Annotated in this window: 20 protein-coding genes; 11 read left to right on the top strand and 9 right to left on the bottom strand. The window is 68.0% G+C overall.

What is annotated here, in order from left to right:
• Positions 1 to 194: 194 nt before the first annotated feature.
• The 7 genes from AB2M62_RS18275 to flgB are packed head-to-tail and all read right to left on the bottom strand — an operon-like array spanning position 195 to position 5,238.
• On the bottom strand, positions 195 to 875 hold the full coding sequence (locus AB2M62_RS18275) for a flagellar basal body L-ring protein FlgH (protein WP_404336111.1): 681 nt from the start codon (positions 873 to 875) through the stop codon (positions 195 to 197).
• 6 nt (positions 876 to 881) lie between these two features.
• The gene (gene flgG, locus AB2M62_RS18280) at positions 882 to 1,670 is read right to left on the bottom strand and encodes a flagellar basal-body rod protein FlgG (protein ID WP_404336113.1); all 789 of its coding nucleotides are present in this window, start codon (positions 1,668 to 1,670) and stop codon (positions 882 to 884) included.
• A 16-nt stretch (positions 1,671 to 1,686) separates the two neighbouring features.
• Positions 1,687 to 2,430, bottom strand: a complete 744-nt coding sequence (gene flgF, locus AB2M62_RS18285) for a flagellar basal-body rod protein FlgF (RefSeq protein ID WP_404336115.1) — start codon at positions 2,428 to 2,430, stop codon at positions 1,687 to 1,689.
• A 23-nt stretch (positions 2,431 to 2,453) separates the two neighbouring features.
• Positions 2,454 to 3,761 carry a flagellar hook protein FlgE gene (locus AB2M62_RS18290; protein ID WP_404336116.1) on the bottom strand — a complete coding sequence of 436 codons (1,308 nt, stop codon included), beginning with the start codon at positions 3,759 to 3,761 and terminating at the stop codon, positions 2,454 to 2,456.
• A gap of 21 nt (positions 3,762 to 3,782) precedes the next feature.
• Positions 3,783 to 4,472: a flagellar hook assembly protein FlgD gene (locus AB2M62_RS18295; protein ID WP_404336117.1), complete on the bottom strand. Its 690-nt coding sequence runs from the start codon at positions 4,470 to 4,472 to the stop codon at positions 3,783 to 3,785.
• Between the two features lie 2 nt (positions 4,473 to 4,474).
• Positions 4,475 to 4,885, bottom strand: coding sequence for a flagellar basal body rod protein FlgC (flgC, locus tag AB2M62_RS18300; protein WP_404336119.1), 411 nt, complete (start codon positions 4,883 to 4,885; stop codon positions 4,475 to 4,477).
• 2 nt (positions 4,886 to 4,887) lie between these two features.
• The gene (gene flgB / locus AB2M62_RS18305) at positions 4,888 to 5,238 is read right to left on the bottom strand and encodes a flagellar basal body rod protein FlgB (RefSeq protein ID WP_404336121.1); all 351 of its coding nucleotides are present in this window, start codon (positions 5,236 to 5,238) and stop codon (positions 4,888 to 4,890) included.
• Between the two features lie 200 nt (positions 5,239 to 5,438).
• Here flgB and AB2M62_RS18310 point away from each other — a divergent pair, with 200 nt between their 5' ends.
• The 8 genes from AB2M62_RS18310 to AB2M62_RS18345 all read left to right on the top strand — a co-directional run bounded on the left by AB2M62_RS18310 (position 5,439) and on the right by AB2M62_RS18345 (position 11,591).
• Positions 5,439 to 6,107, top strand: coding sequence for a MotA/TolQ/ExbB proton channel family protein (locus tag AB2M62_RS18310; protein WP_404336123.1), 669 nt, complete (start codon positions 5,439 to 5,441; stop codon positions 6,105 to 6,107).
• Positions 6,104 to 6,598: a flagellar motor protein MotB gene (locus AB2M62_RS18315; protein WP_404336125.1), complete on the top strand. Its 495-nt coding sequence runs from the start codon at positions 6,104 to 6,106 to the stop codon at positions 6,596 to 6,598. The genes AB2M62_RS18310 and AB2M62_RS18315 overlap by 4 nt, the downstream gene beginning before the upstream one ends.
• Positions 6,595 to 7,134 carry a flagella basal body P-ring formation protein FlgA gene (locus AB2M62_RS18320; protein WP_404336127.1) on the top strand — a complete coding sequence of 180 codons (540 nt, stop codon included), beginning with the start codon at positions 6,595 to 6,597 and terminating at the stop codon, positions 7,132 to 7,134. The genes AB2M62_RS18315 and AB2M62_RS18320 overlap by 4 nt, the downstream gene beginning before the upstream one ends.
• 73 nt (positions 7,135 to 7,207) lie before the next feature.
• Positions 7,208 to 7,501 (top strand): flagellar biosynthesis anti-sigma factor FlgM, encoded by a 294-nt coding sequence (flgM, locus tag AB2M62_RS18325; RefSeq protein ID WP_404336129.1) that lies wholly within the window; start codon positions 7,208 to 7,210, stop codon positions 7,499 to 7,501.
• Complete coding sequence (locus tag AB2M62_RS18330; RefSeq protein ID WP_404336131.1) at positions 7,488 to 7,799, top strand: flagellar protein FlgN; 312 nt, start codon at positions 7,488 to 7,490, stop codon at positions 7,797 to 7,799. Before flgM ends, AB2M62_RS18330 begins: the two co-directional genes overlap by 14 nt.
• Positions 7,800 to 7,871: 72 nt before the next feature.
• On the top strand, positions 7,872 to 8,744 hold the full coding sequence (locus AB2M62_RS18335) for a lytic transglycosylase domain-containing protein (RefSeq protein ID WP_404336132.1): 873 nt from the start codon (positions 7,872 to 7,874) through the stop codon (positions 8,742 to 8,744).
• Between the two features lie 4 nt (positions 8,745 to 8,748).
• A complete protein-coding gene (gene flhA / locus AB2M62_RS18340; protein ID WP_404336134.1) occupies positions 8,749 to 10,827 on the top strand; it encodes a flagellar biosynthesis protein FlhA in 2,079 nt (692 codons plus the stop codon).
• Positions 10,824 to 11,591: a sigma-70 family RNA polymerase sigma factor gene (locus tag AB2M62_RS18345; protein ID WP_404336136.1), complete on the top strand. Its 768-nt coding sequence runs from the start codon at positions 10,824 to 10,826 to the stop codon at positions 11,589 to 11,591. Before flhA ends, AB2M62_RS18345 begins: the two co-directional genes overlap by 4 nt.
• A 61-nt stretch (positions 11,592 to 11,652) precedes the next feature.
• Here AB2M62_RS18345 and AB2M62_RS18350 read toward each other — a convergent pair whose 3' ends face one another.
• Both AB2M62_RS18350 and AB2M62_RS18355 read right to left on the bottom strand, forming a co-directional pair.
• Positions 11,653 to 14,706 (bottom strand): TonB-dependent receptor domain-containing protein, encoded by a 3,054-nt coding sequence (locus AB2M62_RS18350; RefSeq protein WP_404336137.1) that lies wholly within the window; start codon positions 14,704 to 14,706, stop codon positions 11,653 to 11,655.
• 275 nt (positions 14,707 to 14,981) lie between these two features.
• Positions 14,982 to 15,800 carry a flagellin gene (locus tag AB2M62_RS18355; RefSeq protein ID WP_404336138.1) on the bottom strand — a complete coding sequence of 273 codons (819 nt, stop codon included), beginning with the start codon at positions 15,798 to 15,800 and terminating at the stop codon, positions 14,982 to 14,984.
• A gap of 222 nt (positions 15,801 to 16,022) precedes the next feature.
• On the opposite strand from AB2M62_RS18355, the gene AB2M62_RS18360 reads away from it, so the two are divergent.
• From AB2M62_RS18360 to fliF, 3 genes are read left to right on the top strand one after another with little or no spacing between them, the layout of a single operon-like run.
• Complete coding sequence (locus AB2M62_RS18360; RefSeq protein ID WP_404336140.1) at positions 16,023 to 17,282, top strand: sigma-54 interaction domain-containing protein; 1,260 nt, start codon at positions 16,023 to 16,025, stop codon at positions 17,280 to 17,282.
• Positions 17,279 to 17,644 carry a flagellar hook-basal body complex protein FliE gene (gene fliE / locus AB2M62_RS18365; RefSeq protein WP_404336142.1) on the top strand — a complete coding sequence of 122 codons (366 nt, stop codon included), beginning with the start codon at positions 17,279 to 17,281 and terminating at the stop codon, positions 17,642 to 17,644. Before AB2M62_RS18360 ends, fliE begins: the two co-directional genes overlap by 4 nt.
• A 4-nt stretch (positions 17,645 to 17,648) precedes the next feature.
• Complete coding sequence (gene fliF / locus AB2M62_RS18370) at positions 17,649 to 19,298, top strand: flagellar basal-body MS-ring/collar protein FliF (protein WP_404336144.1); 1,650 nt, start codon at positions 17,649 to 17,651, stop codon at positions 19,296 to 19,298.
• Position 19,299 lies beyond the last annotated feature (1 nt).

Consider the following 19,299-nt stretch of genomic DNA (forward strand, 5'->3'; position numbering starts at 1 on the left):
TGTGGCCAGGAGAACCAGCAGGACAACGATGATTCCCCTCCCTGCAAGGGAGGGGTTAGGGGTGGGTTGCGAGCGCAGCGAGCTCCAAGGGGTGCGGCCAAGGGCCGACGCCGGGGGCGTCGGCACCCACCCCCAGCCCCTCCCTTCCAGGGAGGGGAGCAAGAAGAAGTTGCGGATCATGGCTGCGTCCCCTCTCAAAACGGGCTGATGATCTGGAAGAAGCGGCTCAGCCAGCCCTGGCGGCTGGCGCGGGCGACGTCGCCCTTGCCGGTATAGGCGATGCGCGCATCGGCGACGCGGGTGCTCGGCACGCGGTTGTTGGCGTCGATATCGGCGGTGCGGACCAGCCCCTTGATCTGGACGAACTCGTCGCCACGGTTGAGCGTCACGCGCTTCTGACCCTGCACGAGCATCGTGCCGTTGGGATAGACCGCCGCGACGGTGACGCTGACTTCGCCCGACAGCGCATTGGCCTGGTCGGCGGTGCCGGTGCCCTGGAAATTGCGGCTGCCGCTCGCGCTCGCGTCGCTCTTGTTGAACAGATTGAGCGCGCCGGTGGTCGGCGGCGTCAGCGAGAAGCCGCCGCCGCTGTCGAGCTTGGTGCCCGCCGATTTGGACGCGCTCGTCCGCTCGACCAGCACGATCGTCAGCGGATCGCCGACCCGGCGCGCGCGCATGCCTTCGTAGAGCGCGGCATAACCGTCGGACACCTGGAAGATCCCGCCGTTTGCGGGCGCGGCGGCGGGGACCGCTGCGGGCAGCGTGACCGAGAAATCCTCTTTCGGCTTCTTTTTGCCGATGCCCAGGATCTGCGCGTGCGCCGGCGCGGCGGCGAGGCCGAGCGCGAGCGTGGCGGCGAGGAGGAGCGTGCGCATGCTGCCTCAGATGTTCTGGTTGATATATTTGAGCATCTCGTCGCTCGCCGAGATCATCTTCGAATTGACCTCATAGGCGCGCTGCGTCTCGATCATGTCGACGAGCTCCTCGACGACATTGACGTTCGATGCCTCGAGCGATCCCTGGCGGATCTTGGCGCGTCCGGCCTCGCCCGGAGCGCCGAGGTTGACTGCGCCGCTCGCCGCGGTCTCGATCTGGTAATTGTCGCCGATCGCCTGCAGCCCCGCCGAATTGGGGAAGGCGGCGACCTGGATCTGGCCGATCTGGCTCGCCTCGGTCTGACCAGGGATCTGCGCCGAGACAGTGCCGTCGGTGCCGACGGTGATCGACGTCGCGCCTTCCGGAATCGTGATCCCGGGCATCACCTGATAGCCGTCGCTCGTCACCAGCAGCCCCTCGGCCGAGCGCGAGAAATTGCCGGCGCGGGTATAGCCGAGCTGGCCGCCGGGCATCTGCACCTGGAAATAGCCGTCGCCGTCCAGCGCCATGTCGAGCGCGTTGCCGGTGTTCTGGAACGAGCCCTGGGTGTCGATCCGCGCGGTGCCCTGGATGCGCACGCCGGTGCCCAGGTTGATCCCGGTGGCGTATTTGGTCTCGGCGGTGCTCGCCGCGCCCGGCGCCGTGACCGTCTGATAGGCCAGCGTCTGGAACGAGGCGCGATCGCGCTTGAACGCCGTGGTGTTGACGTTGGCGAGGTTGTTCGAGATCACCCGCATGCGCATGTCCTGAGCGTCGAGCCCGGTGCGCGCGATGTGCATTGCCGAGGAACCCATCGGTCTATCCTTCCTGTTAGGACGGCATCCGCATCAGCGATGCGGCGCTTTCGTCCATGGTCTTGGCTTCCTTGAGCAGGTTCGCCTGGACTTCGTAGCTGCGCTGGTTCTCGATCATGTCGACCAGCGCCTGAGTCATGTTGACGTTCGACTGCTCCAGCGCGCCGGTCTCGACGCGCGCGTCCATGTCCGCCGGCAGCACGCCGCCGCCCTTCACATGGAGCAGGTTGTCGAGCCCCTTGGCGGTCTGCGTCCCTTCCGGGCTCGCCAGCTTGATCGTGTCGATCACCTGCGGCTGATTGGGATCGCCGCCGGGCGGGACGATCGAGATCGTGCCGTCGTTGGCGATCGCGATCGACTGATAGGGCGGCACGGTGATGGGGCCCCCCGACCCCATCACCGGGAAACCGTCACCGGTTTCCAGCACGCCCGAAGGCGCGACCGACAAATCGCCGCGCCTCGTATAGGCTTCGCTGCCGTCCGTTGCCTGGACCGCGATCCACGCATCGCCGGTCACTGCGATGTCGAGCGGACGCGCCGTCTGGGTGAGTGCGCCCGCGGTCCGATCGAAATCGTCGACTTCCTCGGCCGAGAACTGGCGCGATTCGAAGCCCTGACCCTGGAGCACGAGCCGATCGAAGCTCGTCCGCTCGGCGCGAAAGCCGATCGTCGACGCGTTCGCGATGTTGTTCGCGATCGTCGATTGCGCCGCCATCTGGCTGCGCAGCCCCGAAAGGGCGGTGTAGACGAGCCGGTCCATGCTGGTGCTCCCTCTGCCGTTCGTCAGCTGCGGATGTTGATGATGGTCTGGGAAATCTGGCTGGCGGTATCGAGCGCCTTGGCATTCGCCTGGAAGTTGCGCTGCGCCGCGATCAGGCCGACCAGTTCCTCGGTGATGTCGACATTCGAGCGCTCGACCGCGCCCGACATCAGCGCGCCGAAGCCGTTCGAGCCCGGCTCGCCGAGGCGCGCCTCGCCCGAGACGCCCGATGCCGACCAGGTGCTGCTGCCCATCTGGCGCAGCCCGGCGGGGTTCGAGAAGCTGGCGAGCACGACCTTGCCGAGCGCCTGGCTGTCGCCGTTCGAGAAGCTGGCGCGCACCGTGCCGTCCTCGCCGATCGTCACGCCTTCGAGCTGACCGACGGGCGAGCCGTCCTGGTCGCTCGCATTGACGCTGAACGGCGAATAGACCTGGGTGGTCGCGTCGCCGAAATCGAGGCTGATCACCTGCTCGCCGGTGGCGCCGGGCGAGAGGAAGCCGGCAAAGGTCGTCGCGCCCGAGGGTGTGGTGAGCTTGCCGGTGGAATTGAAGACCATCGAGATCGGCGTCGCCGCATCGGGATCGGCACTGGCGCTCAGCTGCTTGTCGCCGACGAACGAATAGGCGGTCCAGGTGCTGGTGGTATCGGTGGTGGTCGGCGCGGTCTCGCGGACGAAATAGGTGGTCAGCGTCAGCGCGTTGCCATTGGCATCATAGACCGTCGACTGGGCCGAATGGTTGTACGTCGTCGGATCGAAACGATCGAAGGCGTAGCTGCCATTCTGCCAGCGATCGTCGGCGCTGGGGATCGACGAGGCGGCGTTGAGATTGAGCGACAGCTCCAGATTTTGCGTCGCCTGCGGCTTGCCGCTGGTCTGGGGCAGGCGCAGGCTGACGGTCGAGGCCAGCCCGGTGGCGACCACCGCGCCCGAACCGTCGACCGGATAGACCTGCAGCTTGTTGCCCTGCGCATCGACGACATAGCGATCCGAATCGACCAGGAAGCTGCCGTTGCGGGTATAGGCGACGCCATTGCCGCTGGTGTCGGCGCTCTTCACGATGAAGAAGCCTTCGCCCGAGATCGCGACGTCGAGCGACGAGCTCGACTGGGTGAAGCCGCCCTGGCTGAACTGCTGGCGGATCGACTTGACCACGGTGCCCGAGCCGACCGTCTGGGTCGGGTTCGAATTGGAGGTCGAGGCGATCACGTCGGCGAATTGGGTCGACGAGCGCTTGAAGCCGTTGGTCGAGACGTTCGCGAGATTGTGCGAGATCGTCGACATTTCGGTCTGGGAGGCCTGGAGCCCGCTCAAGGACGTGAAGAAGGACATGGATGTTGCTCCTTTTGGGGGTCAGCCGACTTGCCAGACGGCGTCGAGAGAGATCTGGCCGATGCCAGGCAGGGTCAGCGCGGGCTTGCCGTCGGCGCCCATCGAGACCGTGGAGACCGGCGCCCAGACCAGCGGCGTGGCGGTGACATTGCCATCGGCGTTGCGCGCGGTGACCTTGACCGTGAACGGACCGTCGCCGGCGGCATCGCCGCTGTCGGTGGTGCCGTCCCAATCGAACGCGACGGCGCCTTCGGCCTGCGCGCCGAGCGCGATGGTCTTGAGCGTCTTGCCGTCGCCATCCTGGATGGTGACGTTGACGTCGGTGGCGTCGTCGGCGAGGCTGACTGCGCCGGCGATGCCGCCCGCGGCGCGCGGATAGGCAATTGACCCCGCAGTGAGCACGGTCTTGCCGACATAGCCCAGCGCATCGCCGAGCGAGCTGGACGAGAGCTTCTCGGCCATAGCCTTCAGCGTCGAATTCATCTCGGTGATGCCCGAGAGCGACGAGAATTGCGCCATCTGGGCGACCATCTGGGTGTTGTCGACCGGATCGAACGGATCCTGGTTCTGCAGCTGCGCGGTCATCAGCGTGAGGAAGTCCGACTGGTCCATGTCGGTCTTGCCGAGGTTCGACGTGTCGGTCGTGCTGCTGGTCGAGCCGTAGCGGTTGACGCCCAGGTTCGCGAGGGTGGTGTCGAAGGAAGTTGCCATGATCAGCGGCCCAGCTTGAGGGTATCGACGATCAGCGACTTGGCGGTCTGCATCACTTCGACGTTGTTCTGATAGGTGCGCGCGCTCTCGAGCATGTCGACGAGCTCGCGGCTTTCATCGACGGCGCTCTCCCAGATGTTGCCATCCTTGTCGGCGAGCGGATTGCCGGGGTCGTAGCGCTTGGTCGGCGCGCCGCCGGCGGTGACGACCTGCTCGACATCGACCGTCGACATGCCGCTCGCTTCGTCGAAGCTGGTGCGGAACACCGGCTTGATCGTGCGATAGGCGGCCTCGGGGCTCGACGCGACGGTGCCGACATTGGCGAGGTTCGACGCGGTGGTGTTCATCCGGACGAGCTGCGCGCTCATCGCGCGGCCCGAGACCTGGAAGATCGAAAGCGGCTGGTCGCCCATGCTCATTCTCCCTTCAGCGCGCGGGTGATCTGGCCGATGCGGCCGTTCAGGAACGACAGCGTCGTCTGATAGGCGACGGCGTTTTCGGCGAAGGCGGTCTGCTCGGTGGCGAGCTCGACGGTGTTGCCGTCGGCCGAAGGCTGGAGCGGCACGCGGAACAGCGTGTTGTCATCGATCGCGCTGTCGGTCGATCCGCTGCTGTTCGCCGAGGCGAGCGCGGCGCGGAAGTCGATGTCCTTGGCCTTGTAGCCGGGGGTCGAGGCATTGGCGATGTTCGACGCGAGCAGCCCCATGCGCTGCGAGCGCACCGATAGCGCTGCGCCGTGTACGCCGAAGAGGCTGTCGTTGGGCATCTGCACGTCTCCCGCACAAAGTTCGCAGGGGGTGTTGCAATGGCCGTGCCAAATGCCTGTGGAGCGGCGCTGGCGCTGGCGGAGGGGGGCGACCGGCAACTTCTTGCCGGCCCGGCGGCAACCGGCTGCCGCGGCGCCGGACCGGCGGCGCTGCCCGGCCGGCTCGAGCCACTTGGCCCGCACCTTGCACGCACACAGGCATGGACTTGCCCAGCCTTGCCGGCCTCGCGCCGTTCGTCGATCCGCTCGCGCTCGCCATTGTCGGTGGCGGCACCGTCGTCGCGGTGGTGCTGCGGACCAAGCTGACCGATCTGGCGCGCGGGATTGCCGCGCTGCGCACGCTCGGGCGCCGGCTGTTCGATGCCGGGCCGCTGCTCACCCAGATCGCCGCGCTCGAGCGGATCGCGCGGCGCCACGGCGTCCTCGCGCTCGACCGCACCGTGATCGGCGACCCCGATCTGGCGCAGGCGATCGCGCTGGTGGTCGACGGCAAGTCGCCCGAGGCCGTCGCTGCGGCGCTGCACGCGGCGCGCACCGCCCGCTTCGAGCGCCACGCCGCCGCTGCCGATATGTGGACCGCCGCCGCCGAGCTCGCGCCGTCGATGGGGATGATCGGCACGCTGATCGGGCTGGTCGAGATGTTCACGGCGATGCGCGATCCCGCCGCGATCGGCGGGGCGATGGCAGTCGCGCTGCTCACCACGCTCTATGGCGCGATCCTCGCCAGCCTCGTCGCGCTGCCGATCGCCGCGCGGCTGCGCCGCCAGGCCCGCCAGGAGCTCCTCGCGCGCGCGCGGATCGAGCCGCCGCTGATGGCGCTCGCCGCGCTCGAGCCGGTGCGCGCCAATCTCCACGAGATCGCAGCGTGACTGCGTTCGCCGAGCCTCGGCCGACCCGGCCGATCTGGCTGACCACGCTTGCCGACCTGGCGCTGCTGCTCGTCGGCTTCTTCGTCTTCCTCCAGGCCAACCAGATCGATCCGCACACGCTTTCGGCCAGCTTCCGCGCCGGCTTCGGCATCGCGGACAAGCCCGGCATCCCCGTCGACATCGCCGGCGTCGCCGGGTTCGCGCCCGGATCGGCACAGGTCACCGATGCGCGCGCCGCGCTCGCCTGGGCCCGCGCCGCCACGCGCGATCCGCGCACCCGGCTGCGCATCGCCGGCGAAGTCGACGGCAGCCCCGGCGATGTCGATCCCGTCACCGGCAGCGGCGCGATCCTCGCAGCCGACCGCGCCCGCGCCGTCGCCGCGCTGCTCGTCCGCGCCGGCGCCGTAGCGCCCTCGCGCCTGACTCTCACCAGCGCCCATGGCCAGCGCCGCGTGGTGCTCACCCTCGCTTATGAAGGACCCGAACGATGACGCGCTCCCTGCTCGCCTTGGCGATGCTCGCGGCCGCCACGCCTGCCGCTGCGCAGGATTTCCAGCCGACCCGCGTGCTCGACACCATCGTCGCGCAATATACCGGTCAGCCGATCGGCGCAGTGGGCGGCGCGCGCGCCGCGGTCGATCCGCGGCTCAAGCTCGCGCACTGTCCGGCGCCCCAGCTCGAATGGCGCAACGCCGCGCAGGACACCGTGATCGTGCGCTGCATGGCACCGGCCTGGCGGATCTTCGTGCCGGTGAACGCGCGCGCCCAGCCCAAGCCGGTGACGCCCGCTGCCCAGCCCGCGGCCGCTGCCGCGCCGGTCGCCAAGGCCGATCCGGTGATCCGTCGCGGCGATCCGGTGACGATCGAGGCGGGCACCGCCGGCTTCTCGGTCACCCGCGAAGGCGTGGCGATGAACGATGCCGCGCCCGGCGCGCGGCTGATGGTCAAGGTCGACGAGCGCAAGCCGCCGGTGCAGGCGATCGCCCTCGAAACGGGTCGTGCACGCCTGCCCGGATCGGGCGACTGAAAATTTCTGCTAAAGCCTGCAGGAAATCGGTCGTTCCAAGCCTTGGAAGCCGATTTTCCGAGGAATGCAGGCCATGGTGGACCCTCTCAGCAACAAGGCAGGCGCGATCGCCGATCGCCGCGTTGCGCCGGTCGCCCCCGCTTCTGCGGTAGCGGCGTCGGCGGCGGCGACCGACGCGGCGCCGAGCGTGCAATCGTCCGCGGTGGCGCTTTCGGGCACGATGGCCGCGACGCCCCCGGTCGATGCCGAGCGGGTCGCCAAGATCCGCAAGGCAGTCGAGGACGGCCGCTTCCCGATCTGCCCCGCGACGATCGCCGACCGGCTGCTCGCGCTCAAGCTCCAGTGGAATCCCAATGACAAGGCGTGATGCCCTGATCGACGTGATCGAGGCGCTCCACAGCGAGATCGCCGCGCTCAAGGCGAGCGACGTCGCGGCGCTGGAGACCGCGACCCAGGCCAAGCTGCGTGCGATCGACACGATTGCGCTGTATGACGGCCAGGCGCCGTGCGACGAGGTCAAGGGATTGGCGGCCGAGGCGCACCGGCTCAACGAGACCTGCCGCATCTATGTGAACCTGATGACGGCAAATGTTCGCCGCCGCCTGCAACTTCTTTCCGGTGAGGCGGCAACTGCCTACCGCCCGCAGGGCCTCGCCCGCGCCTGACGGCGCCATCCACCCATCTGGCACGCTCCTTGCTGATCGACGTTCCGAATAAGGAAATCGGATCGGGAATCGATGAGCGTAGCAGCGGTCAGCAAGGCGAGCGTCCAGACGGCGATTGCCGCGGCCAGCCGGAAAACCGGCGTCGACTTCAACTATCTGCTCGGTCAGGCACAGGTCGAGAGCGGGCTGCGCAGCGATGCGCGCGCCGGCACCTCGAGCGCCACCGGGCTCTACCAGTTCATCGAGCAGAGCTGGCTCGGCGTGGTCAAGAACCATGGCACCGAGCACGGACTGGGCTGGGCCGCCGACAGCATCCGCCGGACCGCGAGCGGCAAATATGTGGTGACCGACGCCGCCACCCGCCGCGCGATCCTCGACCTGCGCGGCGACGCCCAGACTTCGGCACTGATGGCCGCCGAGCATGCCGCCGACAACAAGGCCTCGCTCGAAGGTTCGCTCGGCCGCAGCGCCACCGGCACCGACCTCTATATGGCGCATTTCCTCGGGCTGGGCGGCGCGCGATCCTTCCTCGGCGCGATGGCGGAGGATCCACAGCGCAGCGGCGCCAGCCTGTTTCCCGCCGCCGCGCGCGCCAATCGCGGGGTCTTCTACACCGCCGGCGGCCAGCCCCGCTCGCTCGCCGACATCTACACCCGCTTCGCCGGCAAGCTCGATTCGGGCGCGGCCTCGGCGGGCGCCACCGGGCTCGCCTCGGATGGCTTTGACAGTCTCTCGAGCGGGCTCGATCCCTTTGCCGGCGACGGCGAGGGCAGCGAGGTGATCCTCGGCAACGGCGCGGTCGATAACGATCGCCACTGGGTCGAGACCACGCTCGCCCAATTGGGGGGCAACCGCGCGACCGACGCCGCGCGCGTCAATCCGCTGCGGCCGACGCCCGAGACCGCGCGCCTCGCCTATCTGATGCTCGCGAAGCTGGGGGCCTGAACGCATGGCTGCCCTGACGCTTCCCGCGGGCACGCTGCCCGCGATCCGCAGCTTCTCGCTGCCCGGCGCGATCCTGCTGCTCGTCGCGCTGATGGTCGTGCCGATCCCGGCCTTCCTGCTCGACCTGTTCTTCGTGATGAACATCATGATCAGCCTCGCGGTGCTGATGGTCGCGCTCAACGCACAGAAGCCGCTCGACTTCTCGGCCTTCCCCACGGTGCTGCTGTTCGCCACGCTGTTCCGCCTGGGCCTCAACGTCGCCTCGACCCGCGTCGTGCTGGTCCATGGCCATGAGGGCGAGGCCGCGGCCGGCCATGTCATCGAGGCATTCGGCACCTTCCTGATCGGCGGCGACTATGTCGTCGGCCTGTTCGTCTTCGCGATCCTGATCATCATCAACATGATCGTGGTGACCAAGGGCGCGGGCCGCGTCTCCGAAGTCAGCGCGCGCTTCACTCTCGACGCGCTGCCGGGCAAGCAGATGGCGATCGACGCCGATCTCAACGCCGGACTGATCACCCCCGACGAGGCGCGCGCCCGCCGCGCCGAGGTCTCGACCGAAGCCGATTTCTACGGCGCGATGGACGGTTCGTCCAAATTCGTGAAGGGCGATGCGATCGCCGGTTTGCTGATCCTCGCGATCAACATCATCGGCGGGCTGATCCTCGGCGTGGTCAGCCACCAGCTGAGCGTCGGCCAGGCCGCGCAATCCTATATCCTGCTGGCGATCGGCGACGCGCTGGTGGCGCAGCTGCCCTCGCTGATGCTGTCGATCGCCGCCGCCGCGATCGTCACCCGCGTCAATTCGAAGCACGACCTTGCCGGCCAGATCGGCAGCCAGTTCGGCAGCCACAAGACCTGGACGCCGGTGGCGGTGATCCTGGGGCTGCTCGGCCTGCTGCCGGGGATGCCGCACTTCGTCATCCTGCCCGCCGCGCTCGCCGCCGGCGCCACTGCCTGGAAGCTGCGCGAGATTGTCAACCGGCCCGCCCCGCCGCCGCCCGCCGCCGAGCCGATCGACCTGTCGAAGATCGGCTGGGAGGAAGTCACCGACACGATGCAGGTGATGCTCGACATCGGCTATGGGCTGGTGCCGCTGGTCGACGAGCGCCGCGGCGGACCGCTGATGGGGCGGATCACCGGGGTGCGCCGGCAGCTCTCCAAGGAGCTCGGCTTCGTCGTTCCCCAGGTACGCGTCCGCGACGACATCAACCTGCCGCCCTTCACCTATCGCATCATCGTCGGCGGCGTGGTGATCGGCGAGGACGTCGTCTCGCCCGATCAGATGCTCGCGCTCGATACCGGCCAGGCGGTGGGCAAGCTGCCGGGCAAGACCGTCAAGGATCCGACCTTCGGGCTCGACGCGGTGTGGATCCCCGCCGGCGATGCCGATGCCGCGACCGGCGCGGGCTATCTCGTCGTCGATCCCGGCACGGTGATCGCGACGCATCTCAACCAGTGCCTCTCTCAAGGCGCCGCCGAGCTGCTCGGCCCGGACGAGGTCCAGTCGCTGCTCGACGGGCTCAAGGAGCGCGCCGCCTCGCTGGTCGCCTCGCTCTGCCCGCAGCCGGTGCCGCTCACTACCCTCACCACGGTGCTTAAGGGGCTGCTCGCCGAGAATGTGCCGCTCAAGGAGTTTCGCCGGATCGCCGCGGCGATCGCCGTCGCCGCGCAGCGCACGCTCGATCCCGAGGAAATCCTCGAGCTGATCCGCCCCGATCTCGGCCCGCTGATCATCCAGCGGCTGTGCGGGGTGCGCGAGCCGCTGCGGGTGATGACGCTCGAAGGCCAGCTCGAGGCGCTGCTCGGCCAGGCAGTCCGTTCGGATCCGGGCAAGCGCCACACGATCGAGCCCGATCTCGGTCGCCGCATCTCCGAGGCGCTCCAGCGCGCCGCCGGCCCGCTGATCGCGGAGGCCAAGCCCTTCGCCCTCGTCGTCCAGCCTTCGATCCGCATCGCGATCCGCAAGCTGGTCCGCAATGTCCTGCCCGATACGCCCGTGATGAGCTTCTTCGAAGTGCCCGAGGACAAGGCCGTCGAAGTCGTCGCAGTGATCGGCGCTCCGGAGGCGCTTGCCGCATGAACGCCCATTCTCCCCGCACGCTCAAAGACACGGCCTCGCTGGCGTGGGCGCCGCTCGTCTATGCGCGCACGCCCTCGCCCCGGCGCGACACCGAGGCGCTGGTTCGCAACCATCTGCCGCTGGTCCGCCGCATCGCCTGGCACGTCCATGGATCGATGAGCGCGATCGTCGAGGTCGAGGATCTCGTCCAGGTCGGCATGGTCGCGCTGATCGAGGCCGCCAGCGGCTTCGAGGAGCGCGGGCTGGTGACCTTCGAACACTATCTCTCCACCCGCATCCGCGGCGCGATGATCGACGAGCTGCGCCGCCAGGCAACGCTCACGCGCGGCGCGATGCGGCGGCGCAAGGCGTATCAGGACGCAGTACGCGCGCTGACCAGCGCCAGCGGCGAAGCGCCGTCCGAGGCGCAGCTCGCCGAACGGCTGGGGGTGAGCCCCGAAAAGCTGCGCACCGAATATGCCACGGCGCAGGCGGTGCGCTTCGATTCGATCGACGAATGCTATTCGGACGAATCGCCCTGGTTCATGTCCGACGAACCCGACGCGTTCGCGCAGCTTGCCGACAACGACCAGCGCGCCGCGCTGATCGCCGCGATCGCCACCCTGTCCGAACGCGAGGCGCAGGTCGTGCAGCTCTATTATGTCGAGGAATTGAACCTCGAAGAGATCGGCCAGGTGCTCGGCGTCGGCGCGGCGCGGGTCTGCCAGATCAAGGCCGCGGCGCATGCCCGGTTGAAGCGCGCGCTTCAGCAGCAGCTCCGCTGAGGCAAAAAAATGGCGGCCTCCCCGAAGGGAGACCGCCACGCTCGCGAGGGATCGCGAAGCGTCAGAATTTGAACGAGGCGCCGGCCTTGAACGACCGCCCGATCAGCCCGGCATAGTGCCAGGTCGTCAGGAAGTTCGGCGAGCTGGCATAGGATGCCGGGGCGATCGGCGCGCGCGCGTTGAACACGTTGCCGACATTGGCGAAGAAGGTGAAATCGTCGTTGACCTTGATCGTGCCGTTCAGGTCAACGGTGATGAACTTCTTCACATAGCAGAAGCGCTCGCTGTTCGGGTCGCTCGCCGCCGGTGCCTTGTAGAGGCTGGCCCCGCACGAGGTCGACAGATTGCCCTGGTCGGTCGCGACGCCCTTGATCTTGCCGACATAATAGGCAGTCGCGCTCAGCGAGAAATCATCGCTTTCGAGCGAGGTCTGCCAATTGCCGCGCCAGCTCGGCGTGCCGTTGCCCGACGACAGGTCGTACGGCCCAAGCGTACCCGCGAAACGCTGCACGCCCGTCGCGGTGTGACGGTTGTAGAGCATGACATGGGTCGCCTCGACGCGGCTGGTCAGGCGCAGGCCGTCGGTCAGCGGCGCGCGCAGCGTTGCCGAGAAGTCGAGGCCGGTGGTCAGGTCGTTGTTCACGTTCACGAACGGCGCGTTGATGATCAGCAGGCGCGGCAGGGCGTTGGGGAACAGCGGATCGACGGCGTCGATCGTGTTGACCGAATAGCCCGGACCGACAGCCGCAACCGCCGCGGTCGCCGCGGCGAGCGTGGTCTGGCCGTAATAGGCGCTGATCGCGCGTCCGGCGTCCGGTCCGTTGGCGATCAGGTTCGACTTCTTCACATTGTAATAGTCGACCGTCATGCTCAGCCACTTGAACGGCTCGAAGATCGCGCCGGCGGTGAAGCTGCGCGAGGTTTCCGGCTTCAGGTCCGGATTGCCGACGAAGCCGCGGCCGACCGAGTAGGCGAGGTTATACGGGTTGCCGCCGGCGTTGCAGGTGTTGGTGGCGCTCGCCGAGCCGCCATGCAGCGCGCAGAAGGTGCCCGGAGGCGTCGTCGTCACGAAGCCGGCATATTGCGAGCGCGGGCCCAATTCGGCGAAGGTCGGCGCGCGGAAGCCGCGCGAATAGGTGCCGCGGATCGCCAGCTGCTTGATCGGGGTGAACTTCGCGCCGATCTTCGGCGAGAAGCGGCCAAAGCCCTCCGAATAATGGTCGTAGCGGCCCGAACCGTTGATTTCGAGGACGTCGAAGACCGGCGCCTGGATTTCGAAATAGCCGGCCGAGACGGTATGCTCGCCGAATGCCGAGGAGGTGGTCAGGCCGTAGGTGTCGAGCGCGGCGTTCTGGTTGTTGTTCTCCAGCGTCTCGTGGCGGACCTGGCCGCCGACTGCGACCATCAGCGGGCCGCCGGGCAGCTCGAACAGCTGCTTGGTGACCGACGCGTCGAGCGAGTACATTTCCGAGAAGGACGGCGTGATCTTGTCCGGCGCGATGAAGTTGCGCACCGCCTGCGAATTGGCCGACGGATTGACGAAATTATAGGCGCCGGTGTTGATCGCGTTGAGCGTGTTGGCGATGTTCAGATAGCCGTGCTGGACGATCTCGAGATTGTCGCGGGCATAGACGCCGTCGATCTTCCAGCTCCAATCGCCGCCGAAGCTGCCGTGCAGGCCGGTGGCGAAGCGATAGACTTCGTTGGTGCGGTCGCTGCCGGCGGCGATGTCACCGAACAGATAATAGATGCGCGCGGCGTTGTTGGCCGCAGTCACCGCATTGCCGTCGTTGACCGTCGCATAGGGGTTGTTCGGATTGAGGCGACGATCGGCGGCGCTGATGCAGTTCACGCCGGCGGCGCAGACATAATAGGGCAGCACGATGCCCGGATTGCTCGATGCCAGGCTCGGCGCGCCGCCATAGGGCTGGGTGTTACGCAGCGCGCGCGGCGCGTTGAGGATGCTGACATAGCTGTTCGAGTAGCTGCCGGTGATATAGCCCTCGATCTCGTCCGACAGGCGGACGCTGATCCGGCCGTTGACCGACCATTTGCGCTGCAGCGGCGCGAGCTGGAAATACTCGTCCTCCAGATTGTGCTTGCAGCCGGTGCCCTGGGCGCCGCCGGTGGTGAGCGTGTAGGACCCGTAAGAGCAGTTCGGGTTCAGCGTCGTATAGGTGCTGAAAGCGCTGCCATTTGCCTGGAGCCCGCTCGGGAACAGCGCGGTGCCGCCGGACAGCGGATTGTTGAGGTTGCCCTGGGTGGTACGCACGACGACGGCGTTCGGCGTCGCCGTGGTCAGCGAATTGTCGGCGGCGTTGTTGTCGTTGCCGCCGACCGAGGTGAGGTCGCGGTTGTTGTACGGGAAGCCGCGGCTGTGGTTGCTGACGCGACCGTCCTGCTGATATTCGCCGTTGAGATAGATGTTCCAGCCCTGGGTGTCGTAATTGCCGACGCCCACGGTCAGGTTGGCACGCTGGCGCGCCGCATCGCCCTTTTCAGACACGCCGCCCTCGACCGTGCCGGCGATGCCGGTGAACTGTTTCTTGAGGATCAGGTTGACCACGCCGCCGATCGCGTCGGCGCCATAGGTCGACGAGGCGCCGTCCTTGAGGACCTCGACGCGGTCGATCAGGCTGAACGGAATCGAGTTCAGGTCGACATAGGCGTTATGGCCGTCGTCGCTGATCGGGAAGTTGGTCGAACGCAGGCCGTCGACCAGCACCAGCGTCGACGAGACGCCGAGCCCGCGCAGCGACACGGCCGAGCCGCCGGCCGAGAAGCCGCTCTGGAAGCCGACGCCGATCGAGCCGGCGCCGTCCGCCGAGATCGAGCGCACGGCTTCGGCCACGGTGGTGAGGCCCGCCTTGGCGAGCGAGTCCGAGGTCAGCACGGTAACCGGCGACGGCGTCTCGGTGTCGGTGCGGCGGAACAGCGACCCGGTGACGACGATCGCGTTCTCGTCGGTGTCCTGCGCGCTCGCCTCGTCCTGCGCTGGCGCGCTCGACGGCGTGGTCTGGGCGAAGGCAGGCTGGGCGATCAGCCCGAGCGCCAGCGCAAACGGCGCGGCACCACGGCGCAGCTTGGCCGCGCTCGCACGGTTGGAAAACAGCATTTGAAACCCCCTCTGAGCCGCGTTTCGCGGATTTTGGTGGCGCATGCCCCCCAAGGCGATGCGCCGGATGTTTCTGAAATTGCCGCATCGGAAACATTCTGTAAATCAGAGGAAATAATTTTTGTGGCGCCGTGGTATCCCGGCAACACGCGCGGATCGGCATGCGAAAAGCCCCGATGGTCACGGCGGACCATCGGGGCTCCCCTAGCGCCCCCTTGCGGGGGTTTGCCGGCCGCAATGCCTGTCAGGGGGGTGACACCCCGACCGGCATGCGCTTAACGCAGCAGCGAGAGAACGGTCTGCTGGCTCTGGTTCGCCTGGGCGAGCATCGCCGTCGACGCTTGGCTCAGGATCTGGGCCTTGGCGAGCGCGGCGGTCTCCGACGAGAAGTCGGCGTCCTCGATGCGGCTGCGCGCATCGCTGAGGTTCGAGACGTTCGACGTCAGGTTGTTGACCACCGATTCGAGCTGGCTCTGGCCGGCGCCGAGCGAGGCGCGTGCCGTGTTGACCGTGGTCAGCGCGGAGTTGATTGTCTCGAGCGCGTCCGAAGCGTCGCCGGCATCCGAGATGTCGAGCGCCGTCGCGTCGCTGAGGTCGATCTCGGCGAAGTCGAGCGTCACCGTGTCGGCGGCGGTCGAGCCGGTCTGGATCGTCACGCTGCCCGAATCGCCGGCGTCGCCGGTGAACAGCGCCACGCCGTTGAACGTGGTATTGTCGAGGATGCTGGTGATCTGGGTGGTCAGCGCGGTGACTTCGGTCTGCAGGTTGGTGCGGTCGTCATCCGAATAGGTGCCGGAAGCCGACTGGACCGAAAGCTCGCGGATGCGCTGGAGCATGTTGGTGACTTCGCCCAGCGCGCCTTCGGCGGTCTGCGCCATCGAGATGCCATCGTTCGCGTTGCGGATCGCCTGGTTCATGCCGCGGATCGAGGCGGTCATGGTCGAGGCGATGGCGAGGCCTGCGGCGTCGTCCTTGGCCGAGTTGATGCGCTTGCCGGTCGACAGGCGCTCCATCGCGGTGCCGAGCATCTTGTTGGCAGCGTTCGATGCGTTGCCGGCGCGAAGCGCGGCGGTGTTGGTTCCGATAACCGTCATGTTGATCTCCATTGGCTCGTCGGCTTCCCGCGTCCCCCCTGAACGGGAGCCCGGAGCCGCCGAGCCATGGAACGGCCATGGATTGCCCGGCTTAAGCGAAAAAATTCGGTCCTACGCGCGCACGCGTAGACGCGCCGGGACCCTTAAGGAGGGATCCGTAAGTAAATTTACGACGAATTAACCAACTTCCCCCCAAAACGCCTGCAACACAGGGGGAAAGCCATGCGATCCATCGTTCCGTCGGCAGCCGTGCTTCGGCAGAAATACGCATTGGTGTCGGCACTGCGCGCCCAGGGCTTCGGCATCGCATCGTGCGAGGACGGCAAGCCCGGCGCACAGGACCTGTTCCTGATCGCCGACGGCGAAGTTCCCCCGGCCGCCGCGCGCACGCTGATCCTGGGCGATGCCGACGGCGACTGCACGGCAATCCCGTTTCGCGACGGCAACCCCGCCCACCTGCGCTTCGACGCCGAAAATGCCGCGATCGGCCACGGCTTCGCCAGCGCGATGGCGCGCGGCCCGTTCGAGCCGGTCGCCGCCGATCCCGAGAGTCTGGCGCTGCTGGCACTGGCCGAGCGCGTCGCCGCGTCCGACATCACCGTGCTGATCAACGGCCCCACCGGCACCGGCAAGGAAGTGCTGGCTCGCACCATCCACCTGCAATCGACGCGCCGCGACGGCCCGTTCGTCGCAATCAACTGCGCCGCGCTGCCCGAATTGATGCTCGAGGCGATGCTCTTCGGCCACCAGAAGGGCGCGTTCACCGGCGCCTCGTCGGGCGGCCAGGGCTTTTTCCGCGCCGCGCACGGCGGGACGCTGCTGCTCGACGAAATCGCCGAGATGCCGATCGGGCTTCAGGCCAAGCTGCTGCGCGCGCTCCAGGAACGCGAAGTCGTGCCGATCGGCGGGACGCTGCCCGAAAAGGTCGACGTTCGCGTCATCGCCTGCGCCAATCGCGACCTGCAGGGCGAAGTCGCCGCGGGCCGGTTCCGCGCCGATCTTTATTACCGCCTCTCGGTCTTCCCGCTCGCCACCAAGGCGCTCGCCGAGCGCCCGGGCGACATTCCCGCGCTCGCCGCGGCGATGGTGCTGAGGCACGCGGGCACCCGCTCCGCGCTCCCCTGGATCGCGCCCGAGGCGCTCGAAGTGCTGATCGACCATGACTGGCCCGGCAATGTTCGCGAGCTGGAGAACATCATCCAGCGCGCGCTGCTGCTGTGCGCCGGCGACGCGATCACGCCCGATCATCTTATCTTCGATCGCCGCCCCGAAGCGCGCCAGGACCGCCCCGAGACGCTGGGCAACATCGTCCAGATGCACGAATTCCAGGCGATCCGCGACGTGCTCGCCGAATGCAACGGCAGCCGCATCGAGACGGCGCGGCGGCTCGGCATTTCCGAGCGCACGCTGCGCTATCGCCTCGCCAAGGCACGCGAGCAGGGCGAGGATTTGGGCGGCCGTAGCTGGGCGGCCTCGGCATGAGCATCGGCGGCGTCAAGGATGCCATGAGCATCGATCGCGTGATGGCGCTGCGCGCGCAGATCCTCGAGCGCAACACCGCGCTGGCGCGCGCCGGCGAGACCCCGGCTTCGGCCGCACCCACCGGCGCCGGCGCGGCCAAGGGCGGCGACTTCACCTCGGCGTTCAAGGACGCCTTTGCCCAGGTCAACGACGCGCAGAACCAGGCCGGCGCGCTCGCCGAAAGCTATGAGCGCGGCGAGACGGTGGACATCGCCAAGGTGATGCTCGCCCGCCAGCAGGCCTCGGTCGGCTTCGAGGCGACGCTGCAAGTCCGCAACAAACTCCTGTCCGCATACAAGGACATCATGAGCATGCCGGTCTGATCCGATGAGCAACGCACTCACCACCGATGCGGCGCCCGGCGCCCTGGCCCCCGCCAAGCTCGCGCCGCTCGCGCAGGTCCGCGATCTGCTCGGCCAGCCCGCGATCAAGCGCAGCCTGCCGCTGGTGCTGCTCGCAGGGCTGGTGCTCGCCGGCTTCCTTGCCTGGTCGATGCTCTCGACGCCGCCGCAGCGCATCCTGTTCGCCAATGTCAACGATGCCGACAAGGCCGCGATCACCAGCGCACTCGATACCGCCAGCATCGCCAGCGCGATCGACGGATCGGGATCGATCACCGTCGCCGAGGACGATTATCATAAGGCGCGGATGCTGCTCGCCAGCCAGGACCTGCCCAAGGCGGCGCCCGGCGGCTATGCGATCCTCGACAATCTGCCGATGGGGGTCAGCCGCGCGGTGGAGGGCGAACGCCTGCGCCAGGCGCGCGAGACCGAGCTTGCCCGCTCGATCGAGGAGATCGACGCCGTCGCCGAGGCGCGCGTCCATCTCGCCACGCCCGAGGCCTCCGCGTTCGTACGCGACCATGCCGATCCTTCCGCGAGCGTCATCGTCAAGCTGCAACCCGGCCGCGTGCTCGGCGACGCGCAGATTCGCGCGGTGGTCAATCTCGTCGCCTCGTCGGTGCCCGGGATGCAGCCCGAAGCCGTGACGATCGTCGACCAGATGGGCGCCCTGCTCTCCAAATCGGGATCGAACGGCGCCAGCGCCGGCGACACGCGCATCGATTTCCAGCGCCGCGTCGAGGACAAATATCGCGTCCAGCTCGCCCAGCTGCTCACGCCCCTGGTCGGCTCGGGCAATTTCTCCGCCGAGGTCCAGGCCGATGTCGACCTCGACGAGAGCCAGGCGACGCGCGAAAGCTATGACAAGCAGGGCAATGTCATCCGCGCCGAGCAGGGCGCGTGGACCGGCACGTCGAAGGACGGCCAGCCGGGCGGCATCCCCGGCGCGCTTTCGAACACGCCGCCGCCGGCCAGCACGATCGTCGCGCCCAACGCCCCCGGCGCCCAGCCTGCCGGCGCGCCCGCCCAGCCCGCGCCGCCGCAGACCAAGCAGAGCGACAGCTTCACGCGCACCTATGAGACCGGCAAGGAAATCTCGGTCACGCGCGCGATGCCGGGCAACGTCAAGCGGCTCTCGGTCGCGGTGTTGCTGCGCGAGGAGCCGGGCAAGCCGCGCGGCCAGGTCGAGATCCAGCAGATCACCCAACTGGTCCGCGCCGGCATGGGCTTCGATCAGGCACGCGGCGACCAGGTCACCGTGATCAGCCGCAAGTTCAACGCCGCCGCCGATGCCAAGGACGGCCCCGCCTGGTATGAGGCGGAATGGGTGCCGATGGCGGCGCGCAACGGCACCGCATTGGTGATCGCGCTGCTCGTGCTGCTGCTCGGCGTGCGTCCGCTCGCCAAGGGGTTGCTCAAAAAGTCCGAGCCGGCCCCCGCGCCTGCGCTGGCGATGGGCGGACCCGACGGCGAAGGCGACGCAGAGGCAGCGCCGCTGCCGACCGTCAGCATCGACATGATCGAGGCAAGCGAGGGCTATGACGATCGCGTCGGGCTGGTCCGCGGCTTCACCCGCGAGAACCCCGCGCGCGCCGCGCTGGCGATCCGCGACATGATCCGGGAAGACGCGGCGTGAC

Origin of the sequence: Sphingomonas sp. MMS12-HWE2-04 (assembly GCF_044881185.1) — a bacterium.
Lineage (GTDB): Bacteria > Pseudomonadota > Alphaproteobacteria > Sphingomonadales > Sphingomonadaceae > Sphingomonas.

Bases quoted from the DNA above. Each gene is read 5' to 3' on its own strand.
- AB2M62_RS18275 (WP_404336111.1), bottom strand. From the start codon at position 875: ATGCGCACGCTCCTCCTCGCCGCCACGCTCGCGCTCGGCCTCGCCGCC.
- flgG (WP_404336113.1), bottom strand. From the start codon at position 1,670: ATGGGTTCCTCGGCAATGCACATCGCGCGCACCGGGCTCGACGCTCAG.
- flgF (WP_404336115.1), bottom strand. From the start codon at position 2,430: ATGGACCGGCTCGTCTACACCGCCCTTTCGGGGCTGCGCAGCCAGATG.
- AB2M62_RS18290 (WP_404336116.1), bottom strand. From the start codon at position 3,761: ATGTCCTTCTTCACGTCCTTGAGCGGGCTCCAGGCCTCCCAGACCGAA.
- AB2M62_RS18295 (WP_404336117.1), bottom strand. From the start codon at position 4,472: ATGGCAACTTCCTTCGACACCACCCTCGCGAACCTGGGCGTCAACCGC.
- flgC (WP_404336119.1), bottom strand. From the start codon at position 4,885: ATGGGCGACCAGCCGCTTTCGATCTTCCAGGTCTCGGGCCGCGCGATG.
- flgB (WP_404336121.1), bottom strand. From the start codon at position 5,238: ATGCCCAACGACAGCCTCTTCGGCGTACACGGCGCAGCGCTATCGGTG.
- AB2M62_RS18310 (WP_404336123.1), top strand. From the start codon at position 5,439: ATGGACTTGCCCAGCCTTGCCGGCCTCGCGCCGTTCGTCGATCCGCTC.
- AB2M62_RS18320 (WP_404336127.1), top strand. From the start codon at position 6,595: ATGACGCGCTCCCTGCTCGCCTTGGCGATGCTCGCGGCCGCCACGCCT.
- flgM (WP_404336129.1), top strand. From the start codon at position 7,208: ATGGTGGACCCTCTCAGCAACAAGGCAGGCGCGATCGCCGATCGCCGC.
- AB2M62_RS18330 (WP_404336131.1), top strand. From the start codon at position 7,488: ATGACAAGGCGTGATGCCCTGATCGACGTGATCGAGGCGCTCCACAGC.
- AB2M62_RS18335 (WP_404336132.1), top strand. From the start codon at position 7,872: ATGAGCGTAGCAGCGGTCAGCAAGGCGAGCGTCCAGACGGCGATTGCC.
- flhA (WP_404336134.1), top strand. From the start codon at position 8,749: ATGGCTGCCCTGACGCTTCCCGCGGGCACGCTGCCCGCGATCCGCAGC.
- AB2M62_RS18345 (WP_404336136.1), top strand. From the start codon at position 10,824: ATGAACGCCCATTCTCCCCGCACGCTCAAAGACACGGCCTCGCTGGCG.
- AB2M62_RS18350 (WP_404336137.1), bottom strand. From the start codon at position 14,706: ATGCTGTTTTCCAACCGTGCGAGCGCGGCCAAGCTGCGCCGTGGTGCC.
- AB2M62_RS18355 (WP_404336138.1), bottom strand. From the start codon at position 15,800: ATGACGGTTATCGGAACCAACACCGCCGCGCTTCGCGCCGGCAACGCA.
- AB2M62_RS18360 (WP_404336140.1), top strand. From the start codon at position 16,023: ATGCGATCCATCGTTCCGTCGGCAGCCGTGCTTCGGCAGAAATACGCA.
- fliE (WP_404336142.1), top strand. From the start codon at position 17,279: ATGAGCATCGGCGGCGTCAAGGATGCCATGAGCATCGATCGCGTGATG.
- fliF (WP_404336144.1), top strand. From the start codon at position 17,649: ATGAGCAACGCACTCACCACCGATGCGGCGCCCGGCGCCCTGGCCCCC.